The 18,667-nt window shown below is 60.2% G+C and carries 14 protein-coding genes; 6 read left to right on the forward strand and 8 right to left on the reverse strand.

Features of this window, described 5'->3' with window-relative positions; genetic code table 11:
- Window positions 1-41: 41 nt before the first annotated feature.
- From NCS67_RS30140 to NCS67_RS32075, 6 genes are all read right to left on the reverse strand, one after another.
- Complete coding sequence (locus NCS67_RS30140; RefSeq protein WP_284504202.1) at window positions 42-1,775, reverse strand: nuclease-related domain-containing DEAD/DEAH box helicase; 1,734 nt, start codon at window positions 1,773-1,775, stop codon at window positions 42-44.
- Window positions 1,776-1,782: 7 nt separating this feature from the next.
- Window positions 1,783-3,684 carry a DrmB family protein gene (gene drmB / locus NCS67_RS30145; protein ID WP_250437758.1) on the reverse strand — a complete coding sequence of 634 codons (1,902 nt, stop codon included), beginning with the start codon at window positions 3,682-3,684 and terminating at the stop codon, window positions 1,783-1,785.
- Window positions 3,684-6,986 carry a helicase-related protein gene (locus NCS67_RS30150; RefSeq protein ID WP_250437759.1) on the reverse strand — a complete coding sequence of 1,101 codons (3,303 nt, stop codon included), beginning with the start codon at window positions 6,984-6,986 and terminating at the stop codon, window positions 3,684-3,686. Before NCS67_RS30150 ends, drmB begins: the two co-directional genes overlap by 1 nt.
- Window positions 6,976-7,590: a hypothetical protein gene (locus tag NCS67_RS30155; RefSeq protein WP_250437760.1), complete on the reverse strand. Its 615-nt coding sequence runs from the start codon at window positions 7,588-7,590 to the stop codon at window positions 6,976-6,978. The genes NCS67_RS30150 and NCS67_RS30155 overlap by 11 nt, the downstream gene beginning before the upstream one ends.
- The gene (locus NCS67_RS30160) at window positions 7,572-8,948 is read right to left on the reverse strand and encodes a UvrD-helicase domain-containing protein (protein WP_250437761.1); all 1,377 of its coding nucleotides are present in this window, start codon (window positions 8,946-8,948) and stop codon (window positions 7,572-7,574) included. The genes NCS67_RS30155 and NCS67_RS30160 overlap by 19 nt, the downstream gene beginning before the upstream one ends.
- 923 nt (window positions 8,949-9,871) lie before the next feature.
- Window positions 9,872-10,069: a TrfB-related DNA-binding protein gene (locus tag NCS67_RS32075; RefSeq protein WP_350029148.1), complete on the reverse strand. Its 198-nt coding sequence runs from the start codon at window positions 10,067-10,069 to the stop codon at window positions 9,872-9,874.
- Window positions 10,070-10,180: 111 nt separating this feature from the next.
- On the opposite strand from NCS67_RS32075, the gene dcm reads away from it, so the two are divergent.
- Genes dcm through NCS67_RS30175 form a run of 3 tightly spaced genes read left to right on the forward strand, consistent with a single transcriptional unit; the run spans window position 10,181 to window position 13,351 of the window.
- Window positions 10,181-11,560 (forward strand): DNA (cytosine-5-)-methyltransferase, encoded by a 1,380-nt coding sequence (dcm, locus tag NCS67_RS30165; RefSeq protein WP_250437762.1) that lies wholly within the window; start codon window positions 10,181-10,183, stop codon window positions 11,558-11,560.
- Window positions 11,561-11,562: 2 nt separating this feature from the next.
- Window positions 11,563-12,042 (forward strand): very short patch repair endonuclease, encoded by a 480-nt coding sequence (locus NCS67_RS30170; RefSeq protein WP_350029147.1) that lies wholly within the window; start codon window positions 11,563-11,565, stop codon window positions 12,040-12,042.
- Window positions 12,020-13,351, forward strand: coding sequence for an MvaI/BcnI family restriction endonuclease (locus NCS67_RS30175; RefSeq protein WP_250437764.1), 1,332 nt, complete (start codon window positions 12,020-12,022; stop codon window positions 13,349-13,351). The genes NCS67_RS30170 and NCS67_RS30175 overlap by 23 nt, the downstream gene beginning before the upstream one ends.
- A gap of 247 nt (window positions 13,352-13,598) precedes the next feature.
- On the opposite strand, the gene NCS67_RS30180 is transcribed toward NCS67_RS30175, so the two are convergent.
- Both NCS67_RS30180 and NCS67_RS30185 read right to left on the reverse strand, forming a co-directional pair.
- Window positions 13,599-14,693, reverse strand: a complete 1,095-nt coding sequence (locus NCS67_RS30180) for a DNA cytosine methyltransferase (protein ID WP_250437765.1) — start codon at window positions 14,691-14,693, stop codon at window positions 13,599-13,601.
- 21 nt (window positions 14,694-14,714) lie between these two features.
- Window positions 14,715-15,674, reverse strand: coding sequence for an ATP-dependent nuclease (locus tag NCS67_RS30185; RefSeq protein ID WP_250437766.1), 960 nt, complete (start codon window positions 15,672-15,674; stop codon window positions 14,715-14,717).
- Here NCS67_RS30185 and NCS67_RS30190 point away from each other — a divergent pair.
- The 3 genes from NCS67_RS30190 to NCS67_RS30200 all read left to right on the forward strand — a co-directional run bounded on the left by NCS67_RS30190 (window position 15,573) and on the right by NCS67_RS30200 (window position 18,522).
- A complete protein-coding gene (locus NCS67_RS30190; RefSeq protein WP_250437767.1) occupies window positions 15,573-16,556 on the forward strand; it encodes a helix-turn-helix domain-containing protein in 984 nt (327 codons plus the stop codon). The two genes, NCS67_RS30185 and NCS67_RS30190, sit on opposite strands and share 102 nt — an antisense overlap.
- Before the next feature lie 351 nt (window positions 16,557-16,907).
- Complete coding sequence (locus NCS67_RS30195) at window positions 16,908-17,582, forward strand: PIG-L deacetylase family protein (protein WP_250437768.1); 675 nt, start codon at window positions 16,908-16,910, stop codon at window positions 17,580-17,582.
- Window positions 17,575-18,522 (forward strand): glycosyltransferase family 2 protein, encoded by a 948-nt coding sequence (locus NCS67_RS30200; RefSeq protein WP_250437769.1) that lies wholly within the window; start codon window positions 17,575-17,577, stop codon window positions 18,520-18,522. Before NCS67_RS30195 ends, NCS67_RS30200 begins: the two co-directional genes overlap by 8 nt.
- Window positions 18,523-18,667 lie beyond the last annotated feature (145 nt).

Here is an 18,667-nt window from a genome sequence, read left to right on the forward strand (position 1 = left end):
CGCAAAAGCGGTGTGTTTCTTGTTGCATCATTGATCCGGTTTCAAAGCGTCTCGTGAGTCCTGCGCTCTCCGAACTGCGCAGCCTGGTTCGCATATGTTTGCCGGCACGCTTCGGGCAGGAACGTATGCAGGAGCCCGCGCGCGCGCGACAGACCGGCGTAATGCAGCATCGACTGCTCCGCCACTCCCATCTGTTCCATGTCGACTGCAAGGATCACCACCCGCTCGAGGCCCTTGAACGCGTGCATCGTCGAGAAGATCATGTCACCCTCTTTCGCGTGAGCCGCGTCGACGAGCGGAATGCCCGAAACTTCGGCCACTTCGGCGAGCAGCGAATTTTCGCGCTTGCGCGTCGAGAGGATCGCAATGTCCTGTGGACACACGTCCTGCCTGATGAGCCGCGCCACCGTTTCGTTGAGCTTTGTGAGGAACGACCGAGGATCCCGGTAGTAGACGTTGTCGCAAGGAGGGCCTTTCGGTGCCTGTTCGAGCGCCAGATCGATTCCCGAGATGATGGACGCCTGAACCGCGACCTGCTGCGTATTGCGGCAGTTTTCGAAGAGATCATCAAATGTCGGCTGAGCTTCGGCCAGCCGCTTCCCGACCTGGTCCTGAACGTCGGTGCCGTAGATGTTCTGCAGCTTGTCGAAGAAGATGTGCCAGCGCCCACGATTGATGCCCGCATTACCGAGCATCAGATCGAACGCATCGATGTTGTCGGGCGTCAGAAGGTCCTGCGCTTCATCGATGACAAGAGCGTCCCACGGTTCCAGGCCGATTTCAAGTGCAGCGTCCACGAACGCGCGCGGAAACACTCGGCCATACAGCAGAGCGGGATTCGTGACGCCTTCGAGCCGGTCCAGCATGCCCGCATCGCCGATGATCTTGCGATAGAGCGCGTGCACATGCCAGACGTCGACGTGCGCCGGTGCCGGGTCGTCCGCAAGTGCAATGCGCAGATGCTGCGCAAGCAGATTGTTGAAGCAAAGATAGAGCACGCGCGCCCCCTGCCGCGCGAGACTGCGTGCCCGTTCAATTGCGATCACTGTCTTGCCTGTGCCGGCACGCCCGCTCACCAGCGTGCGCGGATTGGCCGCCATTCTCCGTGACGCGCGCACCTGATCCTTCGACAGAGACACGAGTTCAGACTCGACGCCGGTAAGATAGCTGCCCAAGCTGAAGGCGGAATCAACGTCCGGGCGCAGGATGCGGCGTGCAAGCTTTAGTTCGGCGACAGTCGGAGCCCGATAGTGCCGATCGTGCTTCAGTCGATAGCTTTCGGTCCAGTGGCGCTGCAACGTGCCGAGGTACATTCCCAGATTGTCTCGGAAATCCCTCTTGTCGAGCAGCACGGCTGGTTCGATTTCCGCGCCGGACGCAATGAAAGTTTCCATTGGCATGACCACGCCGAAGCCGAAGAGAATCTGCGAGAAGACCGGATCGGCATCGCGTAGCCGCTTCTGCACGGCGAACATCGTCGTCTTTGCCTGTGTCCACGGATCCTCGCGCTTCGTGTAAGAGCGCCCTGTTGGCTCGCCGAACGTCCAGACGCCGTCCTTGCAGGACACGCGTCCGCCTTTCACTTCCAGCGCGAAGATACCTTTGGTCGAGAGCACGACGATGTCCGCTTCGCCCCATATCTTCGTGTCGTGACCGTGCAGGCCGAGCGAGTGCAGAACGATCCAGTCTTCGTGGAGATCGCGGCCGAGTTTTTCATAGACGATCCGCTCGCCGTAACCGCAATCTTTCGGTTGCTCGGGAATCAGAATGGCCATCGTGCGCTCAATCCACGTATTTTTCGAAGAAACCTCTCCATGCCGCGCCCTGGAAATCCGGAGCCGGCCCAACCAGCATCGTCCGGTCGAGTTCCCGGTTGTACTTCTCGCAAGCAGTCTCGGGAACGAGGAGACAGCAATGGCAGGCGGCGCCGCTGATGCTGTCGCCGGACTGCGCCGGATCGGTTTCGATGCACACCGGATCACTGCCGCACCACTCCATCGCCTTGAGCGCGCGCAGGACGATGCGTTCGAGCTTGCCCGGCTCTGCGAGCTGCACGAGTCCCCCGAGACTGCCTTCCGAATCCGGAGAACCGGTGTAAATGAGCACGCCGTTCATGGCGGAACGCTGATCGTCGGCATCGCTGACGTATAGACGTTCGCGGAGCGCCGACGACGAATAACCGCAATCGATCGAGATCGCGCGAATCAATGCGTGCGCGAAGGAATGGACGAGCAGGAGGCGCGCGGTGACCGGATGCTCCGGCGCACGATCCCGCTCGGCTGCAATGGCCTTCGCGCGATCGTCCAATATGCCGACACGGTTCGCGATTCCGGGATTGTCGCTCAGCCACGCGTCGATGGCGTCTGTTCTGAACCGAAGAAACAGCCCTTCGCCACGAATTTCGGCAGCCGGCAGCCAGTCCTTCTGCGTCTTTGACAGCCGCGCGACGTGGCCTTCGCGAATGGCAGTGGCGATGCCCTCGACGCTGACGGGGTACGGCTCGATACGCGTGAAGCCTGCTAGCGCACGCACTTCCCGTAGTCGCGAGACCGCACCCACCAAGTCGAACCATTCGGACAACGACTCCGGCGGTTCGAATACTTCGTTGCAGAATTGCGGCGCAACGCCGCCGACGATCGCGTCGTCACGATTCGTCGACAGCGCGGCATACTCCTCGGCACGCGATACGGCGTCGGTCAGCGTCGCGGCCCTGTCCCCGATCTTCAGCTTCTCCGCATAAGCGGCGCGCAGCGATTCCACCGGCACGCCGAATGTCGAGGACAGGCTTTTCAGCACGGGACCGAGGGCTTCCGCGCTCACTGCACTCAGCACGATCCACTGTTGCTCGATGATCTGAAACGTCGCTTCGGAAACGGGCGGAATGGACAATGCCGACGCAACCACGGCGAAATGGACGTTCGACGCGCCTCGCTGAAGAACGCGCGGATTCTCAGTGCATCCCGCCTGGCGGTCGTGCAACCAAGGGCGGAAACCGCCACAACCCTGCCCTTTCACGCTTTCGGGCATGAAAACGTCGCCCATCGATTCTGATGCGCCGCAGGTCCGGCAGCGCACGTACAGATCACCGAGCGATGCTGACTTGCCCAGCGATTTAACCTCCAGCTGAGGCCGGTCACACACGCCCGCCTCGTGGCGCCGGTGCGCCCACCACTTCCAGGGAAATTCGTCCATGTGACCACGTCGGCAGGCGATGACGAATCGCACGGGCGCGGTATCGACAGGTTCTCCCTTGTGCGCCACGCACTGGAGCCGCGCGCCATCCGCTTCGAGCACGAACGGATCACCCTCCGTCCCGATGCGATGGCATCGCGGGCATTCGTGCCATGCTGGAAATCGCGTGGCGGGCACCGAGCGCAACGGATCGACGCGTCCGCGAACATTGCGCATTTCCTCGGCGATCGGTGGCAGGCGGAAATGGCCTACACCCAGTTGCGCCTGAAGGCGCGCCTCGCCGATAGTGAGTGTCGGCAGACTTGTCGCCGCTTCCCAGTCTTCCAGGCCCATCGGCATGAAAGAACCTTTTTCGAGATCGACGATCGCACCTATTCCATACGTGGTAATGAGCTGCGAGCGCCGGACCTTGCCCACCGGCTTGACACCCGGCTTTGCGGTAGCCGCCGGTGCACCGCCGGAACGGCGGCCTGAGTATCGTGAAGTGGCCACTATCTGTTCTCCGGCTTCGATTTGATCGTTTTGAGCACGAACGCCGACGACGGCTCGACTTCGCGCATGGAGTTCGGCGTTGGCCGGCCCTGACTGCTGCCCGGCGCCGTATCTTCTGCCGCGCACATGAGATGGCTTGCCGTCTGGCCGAACGGCGCCTTCTTGATCCAGTAGCGCATCTTTCCCGAGGGCGACGACCGCGCCTCGGCGCTGCGGCGGTCCCATTCCGCTGCGAAGTCGCGGAGCTGCGCGCCTGTGTCGTCTGCCTGTTCGTCGTCGGTGGCTGCTGCGGCGCGGCGGACAATGTCCTCAATCAGCGTCCGCACCATGGGATCGGAAGCATCGAACTTTCCCGCGTCTTCATCGCCGGACATGCCGCTGATCAGATGCCGGACCAGTGACACCATGACCGCGTGCAAAGCCTTGTCGCGCGCCCGCGGCGCCCACGGCGTCACGCTCGTTGCCTCGACGCTCCTGTAGAGCGCGCCGTGATAGGCGCCAAAGTGCTCGAAATGAGACAGATCGCGAGGCCGACCCGAGTTGTAGAGGGTGAAAACAAGTCCGGGAATGCCTCGGCCCACCCGGCTGCTTGCCTGAATATATTCGGCCGTCGACTTTGGCTGACCGTTCACGACCATCAATCCGAGACGCGACACGTCGACGCCGACGGAGATCATGTTCGACGCGAGCACTGTGTCCTTCGGTTGCTCGTTTTCAGTCGGGTCGGCTTCGAAGTTCTCGAGCGTGTTCGACAGGGCGTTCAGCATTCTGGGCAATTCCCGCGACGAACAGCGGCTGCTCAGCTCGACGGGAGGCGCTTCGAGGACGCGCTTGTCCATCTCCAGCCGGCGCGACAGGAACTGCATCTGGCGCGGAACGTCATCCTGCATCAGAACGTGCGCGCCGCCCAGTTCGCGCAGGCTGTTGAAATACGCGACGCATGTCCAGTAAGGATCGACGTGACGCGGATCGCCGCTCCGTTTGTCCTTCAGATACGAAGCCGACTGCAACAGGGATGAGACCAGCGCCTGAAGCGCGAACTTCGGACTGCGTCCGGCCGTCGGAACACCGACATAAAGACGATCCGGGCCATCCGTGTCCCGAACCGCGTAAAACGAGTCAGACGCATCGAAGCCGAGCGGGGGAAACTGCAGCACGCTCCGGTCGAAGAGCGCGCGCACTTGCTGCTCCGCGTGCCCGATCGTCGCGGTCGACCCGATCACCTTCGAACGAATGTTTCCGCGCGTGCAAAACGTGTCGATGACAGTCTCGTAGAGACCGGCCATCGAACCGAGCGGACCGGAAATCAGGTGCAGCTCGTCTTGGATAATCAGTCCGGGCGGCGCACCGCCATCCAGCGCGAAAAGCCTCCGGAGGTCCGTGCGCCGGGGAATCTGGGCGAACTTGTCCACGGTGCCGATCAGCAGCGACGGCGGCGCGGAATAGATTTCTTCATCGACCGTGAGCACCGGCAGCGGTTGGCCAGCCGTTTCGCAATCGGCATTCGGGCACCGGATGTCGACTTTCGGTCGGATCTCGTCTGCATGGAACGCGGTCGCAGGAAGATCTGTTCCGCAAACCGGGCAACGGAGCAACTGCCGGGGTGTCGACGGAGGCGCCTGATTCGCCTGCTCTTCCGCGATCGCCGTGCGGGCTGCATCCATCGTGTTCGGAGTCGCTTCGCCGCCGACGAAAAGCCCCAGCGTTATGCGCGCATCGCCGAGGCGAGCGTCGGTCTGGCGGATGAAGTCGCAAGCCGCGATCAGTGCTGCCGCGCGCTGGAACTGCTGCACTGTCAGAAGGCGCAACGTGTAGCGCATCAGCACATCGACGCCGCCATCCGCGCGACGCGCCTTGTCCACGAGCCGGCGATGCAGGATCTGAAACGCCGTCAGACCGAGGTAGGCTTCCGTCTTGCCGCCGCCCGTCGGGAACCACAAGAGGTCCATGCAACTGCGATCTTCGCGCGCGGGATCGACCAGTCCCGGAATCACGAGCAGCATGAAGGCAAGCTGGAACGGCCGCCAGACGAGCGGACGACGCGAGTCGCCCTTTCCAGGAAAAGCCGATTGCCGGTCCATTGCCATGTTCGCCAGCGCGAACGCCGTCCAGGCTGCGGTGTCGCTGCGCAGCACCTCGACGCCGTCGCGCATTCTCCGGTATGCGGACATGCATCGCTCGAAATTAGCTCGAGCCGCGGAGTCAAGTTCGCCCCCGAAACCTGCGAGGCGCGGTTCCAGCGTCTGTTCGATCCATCGCCCGTAGCAGCCGACGAAGGCATCGAGTGCGTTCGTCACGGATTCACGGGCGGTTTCAATGCCCAGCCACGCGGCGCGCAATGCGTCGGGCCACATAGCGCGAAATTTGGAGAGCAGCGCATGGCCGTCAGCACTCGTGCCTGCCACCATGGCTTGCGGCATCCACGATGTCCGGACTTCGGGGACGGCGCCGTTCGGGCGCGCGTCCCACATCGCCGCGATTCCATGACCGGTCGCGAATTCACTCACATCCCGATAAAGCAGGGCGTTGGTTAGCGCCTCTCGGTCGCTCGGGTCGGGCGACGCCAGCGGCCTCGGTTCGATCGCGGGTTCGTCGCGAAGCGACGCACGAATGATGAGTTCGGTCTGAAAGAGACATTTAGCGTCACGCGACCCGCTGCCAGGAGCGTCTTTCTCCTCGTTGATGAGCGTGATCGTGAAGACATACTGTCCGCCTTCAGCGCGGCGGCGCACGTGGAGGGACAATGCCTTGTCCTCAATTGTGGTGCCATCGCGCCCCACGAATTGCTGATGCACCTTCGTACAGGGGTCTCCGTCCGCGTCAAACGTGAGGTTATAGCCGAGCTCACGACGCACCCATCGCCTGCGTGGCCTCCCTGACCCGTCCGCACGCGTGACGGCATTCTCCTCAGCGGGATAGGCCGCAGCGGCGGAGTCGCTCTTGTCATCGGCCACGGCGATGTCATCCTGCGGCTGGTATCGCGCGGTCGTGCCAAGATCAATTCGCAGTGACGCGCCGGCGCGAACGGCGAACGTGATGCCAATGCTGCACGGCCGGATTGCCCGATAGCCGGGAACGGCCGCATCCATGCCTGAATCGTCGCCGCCCGCATCGGCGTCGCGTTCATCATCATCGACAGCATCGGTGCTCGTTCCGCGCGGCCAGAGAATGCCGGTGAGATAAGTATCGACCGGTGCTGATTCGAGCGTTTCGTCATTCCCGAGCGGCCCGACGAGCAGCGCCCGGGCCATTCCGACCAGATGGTTCCGGACGACAGCCTTGTCCTGCGTGCTATTTCCCATTGCGCTTCCATGTCTTGAAATCCCCCGAACCGATCAGCGTGAAGCCGAGCCAGAGTCGGCTCGTGCGCCAAGGATCAGGAACCGATTCGGAAAGGTGTCCGTCAGCGCTGACCGAAACCACGTCAGCAATGCGAAGGTTGTAGATCTGCTTCGGAAGGTCATAGCCGGGCTTCCAGAGGAGATCGAGCAGGTCCTGAGTCAGTTGGTCCGACGTTCTCCCCAGAAGCGGGCCGTCGCCGTCCGCGGCCGTGAGGTAGATGTCATAGCGTACGCGGCGGATTTCGCCTTCCGATTCGTCACTCTTAGGCGTCATGACCACGACCTTGCGAAGAACGACCTTGTGACCGCGCCAGTCTGCGACATGCTTCACCAAGTTATCTTGAAGCGCCTTCACGGCATCGGCGCTACCCAGAATCAAAGGATCAATGAAGCTTGTTGTATCAAGGTCGCCCGGCAGGCCGGTCTGCACGTTGACCATCTTTTTCCAGTCGACCTGCCTGACGCGACCGTGCGGGAAGTTGCGGTTCGACAACGGCGCGTAGATGATGGTCGCCGGAAGCCGGCTGAGCTGACGGGCGGCACGCGTCACCGCGACGAAATCCACACTGGCTTCTTGTCGGCGTTGCGCGGATTCACCTCCAGCAAGGCGACACTGTCGAACTCCATCCCCTTCGCCTGATGCACGGTCGTGACAAGCACCGCGGCCGGCCTGCCCTTTTCGTCCTCCGGAAACGCGTCGGGCCAGTCAAGTCGCACGTTGAGAGAATCGAGATCGATAAACGTGGCTGTCTCCGACGCACCGGACGCGCGAGTGAGTCTCTGCCACGCAGCATCGGCTGATGGCAGGCCGAGATTTTCGATGGTCGCTTCGTCGTGCAGCGAGCAAAGCCGCTGATAAACTTTGTCGAACACCGTCCGGGTCATGCTTCGCGGTCTAAAGGTGGACAGGAGTGCCGCGATCCACGCGGGCGCGGACGGCACGCCTCCGGCAAGGCGAAGGCGGATTTCGGTGCCAGACGCGGCGTCGCTGTGACCCATAAGCATTTGCCAGACGCGCAACGCTTCCCCGTTCGTGCGCGTCAGAATGGCCATCGAATGCTGTGGAAGTTGGGCCCGCACTCCGGCGCCGAGTTTCTCGTCCGTGGAAAACAGCGGAAGGTCACCGAGAAATCTCTTCATGGCCGCAAGTTTCGCGTCGGCATCGATCGACGAAGTGCCAAGAGTTTTGCGCAGACCCGCGGCCATTGCAGCAAGCTGCTTCGTGGCGCGATGGTTTTGTATGAGCGCGATCTCTCGCAGGCTCGGCCCCATCCGCTGCCTCAGCCCAGCCCATGGGTCGGCAGGGGCGAGGCCGTTCTCGCTTCGGGCAGCGAATCGATAGATCGACTGCGCCGGGTCGCCAAGCACGGTAAATCCGCAACGTTTTTCCGACTTTGGATTGAGATGCCGAAGTAATGCCATCACCATTTCCGCGCGGACGCCCGGCAGATCCTGAAACTCATCGACAATCACATGACGAATCGTCGAGAGCCGATCGCCGAATGGGGTTTCCGCCCCAAGCTCTTTGGTCACGCTCGCAATGTTCTCATCGTGAGACCTGCGCAAAAGGTCGGCGGCATCCACGCCGTTCTGACGCAGCATGCGGAACGCCCACGCATCGAATGTGCGAATTGCGAGATGACGCAGATCCTCGACGATAGCCTCGTCCTGTACAGTGAGACTTGCAATTCGACGCATAAGTGCAGCGACAGCACTGCGCGAAAAGCTTAGAACGAGAATCTGCGCCGGCCGAAGCCCCTGTTGCAACAGATGCGCGAGACGCATTGCGGCGATTTGCGTCTTTCCGGTGCCGGGCCCCGCTTCAACGAGAAGCCAATCATTGACCCGCGCTTCAAGCACGGTGCGTTGCTCGGGATTCGGGAGGAAGCCATTAGCAAAAGCGACATCGCAACGGCTATTCATGCAACTTCTCCGCAGTGACCAACATTTGCGATGTTGAAAACCAATTCTCGCTGGAAATCAGCATTGGTCGCAGTGCGCGCTCCGATTAACGTCGCTATCCCACGACGTGGCGACAGCATCGTTGCTTTCGCCGAGCCAAGATCATTCATCGTCGCCTCGCCTCGCACCACGTCGCACCACGTCGCATCGCATAGCATCGCGTCGCCGTAGCGCGAGATGAGCAGAACATCCCCGTCCGACGAAGTCGCACAGCCATCGGTTGTCGATACATCTTCCCCTCGCGTCTTTGTTCTCGATATTCTCAACGAAGATGCAACCTACGACAGAGTCGTCATGGCACACCGGATGTATTACGGCTGAAGCCTGCAAAAACTTAAGTACGGCCCCGAACCAAATTCGATCCTTGGGGGATCCTTGGTGTTAGGCATCAAACGGACTTCTGAGACCGAAAGGGCTTACGTTTCTATGCCGATGGGCAGGCAATGAGAATGTCTTTCATTGACTAGCGTGCGGGAAAAGAATGTCACCACTGAGTTCGCAGGTAGTCTCAGCGTCTACCGCCTGCCGGACATTAAGATCAGGTCCTGATGACAGCGAGGCGTGCAAACGCGAGCGACAATGCAAGGGATCGCAGACTCTTCATAGAAAGGTAATCTACCGATTTGGCTGGCGCAGACTCTAGCCGTCGCTGCAAACACGTTTGAACCGTGACGGCGTGAGGTCGCTTACGGCATCGCACGCATTCGGCATTCAGCGAAACTTACGTCTGCGCACTAGACGCGGCCATTGACCGGGATGCGGCAGCGTTCACGCCACGAATCCACTGAAATAGGCGTGTTGACGCAGCCTTTTGGACAAGCCGTTATGTTTTCGATACGCCGCTGCGGAATATCGGGCACACCTTTGGCGTTGGCGAATGTGTATCAAGTTTCCGATTTCAATCGGGACAGAGCTTCTTCTGCCATGCGGCGAACGTGCAAGGCTGATCCGGGCGGCAGCCAGACATCAACGTGCTCCCAATGAGGAAGGACTTCGTGTGCGGCGGCAAGCACGGTCTTTATAAGCGCACCGATCCGTTGCTTTGTCATTCTGCTCTCTTGCGCAGCTTGGACCTGCGACATCCCGTCGACTGAGCTAGTCAAGCCTCGTCCTTGTTGCTAATCGCCTATTCTCTCCGCTGGGTCAATTGAGTGATAAAATATCACACGAGCAACCCATCACCAAAAGCCACCATGGATGCGTCCCTGGACGAGTTCGATCTCGTCAAACAAGTACTCGAAATCTACGACCAAAAGTATGTTGCGGCCTTTCTCAACGAGGTAGCTCCGGGCTCTTGGTGTCGCGAGACCATCAATCGATGGATTAATGGGAAGGCTTCGCCACGTTTGCGACACATCGAGTACTGCGCCTTGAAGACGCTGTTACCGTCGCGGCCAACGCGTACGTCATACGAGTTCGACTTCATTGACCTCTTTGCTGGTATCGGAGGAATCCGGAGAGGCTTTGAGGGCGTTGGCGGGCGGTGCGTTTTCACAAGTGAATGGAACGAGCAGGCCGTTAGAACGTATAAAGCTAACTACTATTCGGACCCTCGCTACCACAAGTTCAACGACGACATTCGGAAGGTTACCCTTAGCGATCAGGGCGACGTCCCGGAAGCAGATGCTTACCGCCACATCGACGCAAATATTCCTGACCACGACGTGCTGCTCGCCGGGTTTCCTTGCCAACCGTTTTCGATAGCGGGTGTCTCAAAGAAGAATGCCTTGGGGCACGTTCACGGTTTCGAATGCAAGACGCAAGGTACGCTCTTCTTCGATGTCGCCCGCATTCTAGCGGCCAAGCGCCCGGCCGCGTTCGTTCTGGAAAATGTCAAGAACCTGAAGAGCCATGACAAAGGACAGACATTCAAGGTTATCGTCGACACTCTGCGGGAGCTCGGCTATTGGATAGCCGACCTCGATGCCTCCGGGTCCGACGATCCGAAGATCATCGACGGCGCGAACTTCGTTCCTCAACACCGGGAGCGGATCGTGTTGGTGGGTTTCCGGGAAGATCTTGGTCTGCATACCGGATTCACCCTACGTGACATCTCGAAGAAATTTCCGAAGCAACGGCCAATGCTTGAGGAGATCTTGGATACGAAGGTCGACGACAAGTACATCCTCACGCCGAAACTATGGGAGTACCTGTACAACTACTCGATCAAGCATAAGGCAAAAGGCAACGGCTTCGGGTACGGCCTAGTTAAGGGATCCGACATCACGCGAACGCTGTCGGCCAGATATTACAAGGACGGATCCGAAATATTGATTGATCGCGGCTTCGCTCCGAACAAGGATTTCCATGATCCAGAAAACCTTCGGAACCGTCCACGTCGGCTTACGCCACGCGAATGCGCCCGCTTAATGGGGTACGACGGAGTGGGAAAGTCCGAGTTCAAGATTCCGGTCTCCGATACGCAGGCTTATAAACAATTTGGTAATTCTGTTGTTGTACCCGTTTTCGCCGCTGTCGCGAAGCTGATGAAGTCGCGAATCGTGAAATCGCGAACGATCACTGTCCAACGCGATCTCTTTACCGACGACGCAGCCCAAAGCATTGCGGCATAGCTGTGACAGACGTCCATAGCCCCGAGGTGCGTTCTAGAAATATGAGGGCAATCAGGGCTAAAAACACTCGCCCCGAGATGCTTATCAGAAGCGCGCTGCACAGGAGAGGACTTCGTTTTCGTTTGCATGCGCGGGAGCTGCCGGGCTCCCCCGACCTAGTGCTTCCAAGGTTGCGCTCAGTGGTCTTTATTCACGGATGCTTCTGGCATGGGCACAACTGCCATCTGTTCAAATTGCCGCGCACTCGAACGGAGTTCTGGATGGAAAAGATTGAACAGAATATGCGGCGCGATACAATCGCGCAGGAAGCTTTGCGCACACTTGGCTGGCGCGTTGCGACAGTCTGGGAGTGCTCAATCAAGGGGCGGCGCAAACAGCGTTTCGATACAGTGATTGATTCGTTGGAGACGTGGCTCCTCGACTCTCAGGCTTTGACCATAGAACTGAGGGAGTCCGACATTGAACGAGTTTCAGTCCCTTGAATCGCTGCTCGCGCGGTTCAGGGAACTCGGTACGCGCCACGTCTACTGCAAGCTTCTTGCAGAAAATGACAACAGCAAGCAGCAGATTTACCTCGGAGGAAGCTTCGAAGTTCTGAAACTCTTGGTGTTCGGGACTATCGAGGCAAACACGAGCGTCAAGTACCAGAACTTCAAGGCGCGCATGCCGCTCTCGTGGATCGATGCACAACTTCACGTTGCGGAGGCTCATGGCGCACAACTGATTTTATACCCGCAATACCCCGAAGTTCGTCTGTCGGGCTTTATTAAAGGATGCCCGCTGGCTCCCGGCAACGATTTTCAGCCGATTCCGAAAGCCGACCGCCGGTTCAATAACGGCCCCGACGGCAGAGTACTATTCCTCGCCGTAGCAGAAAAAATGGTTTTCGCGTATCTGGCGAGAGCCGACTCTGCGATCGCCAAGGCAATTCACGACAATCCGCCTAGAGCGGCATTGCTGGACGGCGGAACACTACGTGAAGTGGGCATCGGCGAAGCAACTGACGCTCGGGAGGAGCTTATCCGGAGGCTGAGTGAGATCCACCGCACGAGCCCCCATCTTTCGATGCGCCTCGATCGCTATGGCAACCGCGTGACTTATACCGCTCCGAACGGCGGAGGCTACACGCTTGAGGCATTGCTGGATATCGTGCCCAACGGAAGGTCCGCGCCTGACTTCATGGGTTGGGAGCTGAAGGCATATAGCGGATCGAGAATCACCCTGATGACACCCGAACCCAACGCAGGCTTCTACGGCCAACATGGCGTTGAAGCCTTCCTAAGGAAGTATGGACGCCGACTTCCCGGGGACACTATATACTTCACAGGTTCGCATAAGGTCGGTGTTCGGTCGCAGACGTCCGGACACACGCTTGTGATCGAAGGCTTCGACGCTTCGTCAGCTAAGCTAAAGGATGTTGGCGGCGGCATACGCCTTCTCGATTCCGCGGGCGACATCGCAGCCGAGTGGACATTCTCCGGTCTCGTTGAGCATTGGGGAAGGAAGCACGCCGCAGTCGCGTACGTTCCTTATGCGAAGACCGCCGAGACTCCTCCGCACTATTACTACAGAACTCCTGTCCTTTTGGGGGAAGGGACTGAATTTGCGCTTTTTCTTCAGGCGATGGTAGACGGTGCTGTGATATACGATCCGGCGCCGAAGCTTGTGGCAGCCAGCGGCCCGCTGTCGAGAACGAAAGCACGAAGCCAGTTTCGCATATCAACGAAGAATCTAGCTTCTCTGTACAGGAAATTTGAGGCCGTTCTTCTCGACACCGGAACCGCAACATAGCGTACGAGATGATCAATGTCCTGGCATCGTGTCAGTCGATTGAACTTCAGAAATGACGTGCAAGCTGGAGCGGGCGGATCAGTCACGTTGACTCGGTAGTTCGGCTTCCCAGACAGAGCCGCCATCCACCGCATGGATACGATTGGCGGCTTCGTGCTAAAGGGGCGATCCTCTGCCACGTTGCGACTCGGCTGACGCAAGCTTACTCATTCACCCCCCGGTACTGCTGCCGGGCGGAACCGCGAGGTCATTGAGCGCGTCGAGCGCGCAGAAGCGCATTGCGCAACGCACCCGCGTGCGCCGCAATGAACGGCGGAGGAAGAGCATTCCCGATCATCAGCGCAATCGCTTCCTTGCCATGGGAGACGTCAAAGCAATATTCCGGTGGGAAGCCCTGTAGCAATGCGGCTTCGCGCAAGGTGATCGTCCTGTTCAACGACGGATGAAGAAAGCGGCCCTTCGACGGGTTGTGGCATCCACTGGTAATAGTAGGCGCGACATCGTCCCAGGCCATCCGCCCGTAAACGTCACGAAACCCGCCACTTTTCTTGTGGCAAGCCAACTGAAATTCGTCGCCAAGGTCTGACCGGCTGCCGCCATTCTTCGGAATGCGGGCAATGATCTCGCGGACTGCAGGACTGCGCTTCTCAGGCATAGCTTGAAGCCGGTCCTTTGTTCGGGAAGGCGCCGCTAACCCCCCCAACGCCTGACGCACCGTGACCCGCTGGTCGGCCCTTGGTGCGACACGCGGCTCATGCACAAGGGAAGCGAGCATAATCAGGCGCTTTCTTCTTTGAGGCACGCCGTAGTCGGCCGTGTCCAGCACGTGCACGACAGCCTCATACCCGAGGCTTCGAACCTCTTCCAGCATGTTGTTGAACCGCTGATCCTGAGCCAGCGCCGGGACATTTTCAAGCATGATCGTCTTCGGCTGCATCGCGCGGACATAACGCAAGAAATCGTGCACTAGGTTGTTTCGATCATCTTCAACCGAAACGCGTTGATTCTTGGTACGAAGACGCGAGAACCCCTGACAAGGTGGGCAGCCCGCGAGCAGGTCCAGCTGACCTGGCTTAAGCCGCGCTTCCCGAAGGATTTCATTTGGATCAAGGTCCCGAATGTCGCGGTGATAGAGCGCGACATCCGGATGATTAAGGCGGTACGTAATTTGCGCCTTAGGATCGATTTCTACAGCGGCCACAACACCGAAGCCGGCATCTTTCAAGCCACGACTCAACCCTCCGCAGCCGCTGAATAGATCTACAGCGGTCAGAGATCGCTTGTTCGTGTTCTTTTGCTTGCTGTTTGACATGGTGAGAATAAATTCACTATGGTCGGGCATGTTTTCTTATGAATGGCCCTACTATCGCACGCTCGCCAGCCATGCGGTTAATGTGTCCCTAAGTTCAATAAGATGAGCCGAGTCGGCCTTGCATCTTGCCAGAGACATCTCTTCATAGCTGTCCGTTTGCTCGCTGTTAGCCTTGCGGCCGAGCGCATCAGAGGCGATGTTGTGAAGAATGGCCTTGCACTTTTGGGAACGTCCGGCCGCTTCAAGCGGCACCAGTCCCTCCGCGTGGAGTATCAACTCTTCCGGGCAACTTGTCGGTATATACCGGAGGTTCTCATACACCCATGCAAGGTATTTGCGCTGTGCAATGACACGTTGCCCTTCATTGCCGCCCGCCGCGCCTCCGTCGATCTGGAACGAAGGCTTCGCTCCAAGCTCAGCAAATATCTTGTCGCCAAGCTTTGGATTATCGGCAGGCGGGATGGTTTCCGGATGTGATGTCTTATCGGACATCCGCTTATCCCCGTCAAGCAAGACGAGGACGCGTGTTCCAGTTTCTGCGAAGACGGGCATTCGATAGTTGAGTATTGATTCCGCTCCTCCCGCGGCTACCTCAACCCGAAACACGCTTCTCGCCGCCTCGTCTGCAATAAGCGAGACAGCCAGTTCCACGACGCTCTTAGCGAGACGATCTTCGACGACAACAAGCAGATCACGACCATGGTCCGCGCCTAGTCGACGGAATGCTGCATACGGATGCGTGCCCGGAAGCACTGAAAACGAGCCATCGGGAAGTTGGAAGAACGTCTTTATCGCATCATCAGGAAGCGACGAAACCAAGTGCGGCGAGTGGGTCGAGAAAATGATCTGCATCTGCTTCTGCCGGGCCGACTTCGTAAGGAACGCGAGCAATCTTTCCTGAGCCCCAGGATGCAAGGATACCTCCGGTTCGTCAAGCAACAGAAGCGTCCCCCGAAACCAGCCTACGAGCATGTCGAATTCGGCGCGGACTGTTCGGTGCGGGTTTACCATCGGCGGCTCGCGCGTATTCCATTCGAATGGCATCACCATCCGGAATACGAGCTGACGCTGACGATGAACAGTCACGGCAAGCGCTATATCGGCGATTCGGTGAACGACTATCAGGCCGAGGATCTCGTCCTCGTGCCGCCTGATTTGCCGCATACGTGGTCGTCGAACCGGTCGATCGACTCGTCGTTGCCGCAAGTCGCGATCGTCATCTGGTTCGACGGCGACTGGGCGCGGCGCATGGCGGACTGCTGCCGCGAATACGAGCCGCTTCGCAAGCTCCTGCGCCGTGCGGCGTGCGGGCTGGCGTTCGAGCCTCCCGCCGGCGAACGGATGCGCAGCCGTCTCGGACAGTTGCTCTCGACCGCGCCGCGCGAACGCCTGAGCGCCGCGCTCGATGTCCTGTGCACGCTCGCCGATGCGCCGGGCCACCCGCTCGCGTCGCCGAGCGCTTTCAATCAGACGAACGCGGGGCCGTCCGGTCACGAGCCCGAGCGCATCAATCGCGTTCTTTCGATGATCGATGCGCGCTTTGCCGAACCGCTCCGGCTATCGGAGCTATGCGAAGCGGCGAGCCTTTCGGAGCGCACCTTGACGCGCTATTTCGTGCAGCACATCGGCGAGAGCGTCGGGCGATACATCGCTCGCGTTCGAATCGGCCATGCGTGCCGGATGCTGGGCGACACGTCCCTGCCGATATCGGTCATCGCTGCGCGCTCGGGATTTGCGAACGTCGCCAACTTCAATCGGCAATTCAAGGCCGCGAAGCAAACGACGCCGGCGGAGTACCGGCGTCAGTTCATCGATGCAGGCGCGCTCGTCAAGGACACGGCGAACAGCCTGACCGAACGGCCGCCTTCGCTTCAGCAGAAGCGGCGGCGTTGAAGTTATCGCGATGCGCTGAGCCTATGCTCTGCATCGCGCGACAATCTCAGATAGCCCACGATCGTCCGGCTCGCCTTCTTGTGCGCCGGCGTGCTCACGCTCTTGTTAAGCGTCGGTCGCGGCCGATGCGCCTGGGTCGGAGCGGACCCCGGCGGTGCCTTCATGCGAATGGGCTGAAGTCGTCTCCGCGTTGCGATTAGCTTGGGTTCCTAATCAATCGACACGCGCCGACCGCGCACGATCAGACGATTACCTGCAGACCGGCGCGTCGAGGCACGCACATTGCGCAGTGGCTTCGGATCGATTCATCGAAAGCAACCGGCCATGCCTCTCTCCGCTCAAAGAACCCTGGTGATTTCCCCGCATCTCGACGATGCCGTCTTCAGTTGCGGCGCCCTGCTCGCCGCGTCGCCGAGCGCATCCGTCTGCACGATATTCGCGGGTGCGCCGGACACGGCGCTCGCCACCGACTGGGACGCGCAGTGCGGCTTCGCGGACGCACATCAGGCGATGCGCGAGCGCCGTGTCGAAGACAAAGCCGCGCTGCACGTCCTGGGCGCTCGCGCCGTGCATCTCGGCTTTCTCGACTCCCAATACACGCAAGGCGGCACGAGCGCGACCACCGCCAAGATCGCTTCGGCCATTCGCGACGTGATGCGCGAGACGGATTGCACTACGCTCCTCATCCCGCTTGGCCTCTTTCATTCCGACCACGCGCTGGTTCATACGGCCGCGCGCGAGGCGTGCCTTTCGGACGCGACGGCATGCATTGCGTACGAAGACTGTCTATATCGGCGCATGGATGGCCTCGTGCAGCAACGGCTCGTCGAACTCATCGGAAGCGGCATCGAAGCGACGCCGCTGCTCGATCCGATCGATGCCGCCACGCTCTCGCGCTGCATCGAAGCGAAGCAACGCGCGGTGCAATGTTATGCGAGTCAGCTCAAAGCCTTCGGGCCCCACGGCTATGACGACGTGCTCGCGCCCGAACGCTTCTGGACTCTGCGAGCCGTCGACCATGGCTGAACCGGCAACACTTTCCGAGCCCGATCGCGCGCGGCTCACCGTCGTCGTGCTGACGTACAACAGAGCCGATCAGGTGCTCGACACGCTCGCAAGACTTGCCGCGCTGCCGGACCGCATCCGCATCGTAGCGGTCGATAATGCGTCCACCGACGGCACGGCCGAGCGCATTGCGGCGCAGTTTCCATCGGTCGAACTCGTCGAGGCGCCGGACAATCTCGGCGCGGCCGGACGCAATCTCGGCGTCGCTCGCGTCGCGACGGAGTACGTCGCATTCTGCGATGACGACACCTGGTGGAGCGCCGGATCGCTGTCGCGCGCCGTCGCGATCCTCGACGCGGCGCCGCGCGTCGCGGTGCTCAACGCGCGCGTCGTCGTCGGTGCCGACGGCGCGGCGGACGAGACCTGCCAACGAATGCGCGAAAGCCCGCTGCCGCATCGTGGCTTGCCCGGTCCCGCGCTCGTCGGCTTCATGGCGGGCGCGTGCGTGTTCCGCACCGACGTCTTCCGGCAAGTCGGCGGCTACGAGCCCAGGCTTTTCATCGGCGGAGAAGAAACGCTCGTCTCGCTGGATGTCCTGTCCGCCGGCTACGAGATGGTCTATATGGATGACCTCGTCCTTCATCACCATCCCTCACCGCTGCGCGACAGCGCACAACGGCGCAGGCTCCTCGCGCGCAACGCCGCGTGGGTCGCATGGATGCGCCTGCCATTCGACCAAGCCCTTCACGCCACCGGAAAAGCCTTCCTCGTGGCATGGCGCGAGCGCACGCTGATGCGCGATTTACCGATCCTCGCAAGCGGCATCGCATGGGCGATGACCAGGCGCCGCGTGATCCCCTCGCGCGTCCAGGACATGCGCCGCGTCGTGCGCGAAGACGATTTGCGCCGCGCCAGGCAGACGAAATCGTCGGCGTCTTTCGGTTCTACACGCCCCACGTAAAAACGCGTGCGTCGCGCGACGAACCAAACGAAATTTGGTTCGTCCCGCATCGAACCGCAAATCGTTTCGCAGTTCTCGCCAGTTCGACAACGAGTGGCACAGGGAATGCTGAACGCTGGTGACTGATCCACGCGATGGCGCGCCG

Origin of the sequence: Caballeronia sp. ATUFL_F2_KS9A, from assembly GCF_023630765.1 — a bacterium.
GTDB classification, from domain to species: Bacteria; Pseudomonadota; Gammaproteobacteria; order Burkholderiales; family Burkholderiaceae; genus Caballeronia; species Caballeronia zhejiangensis.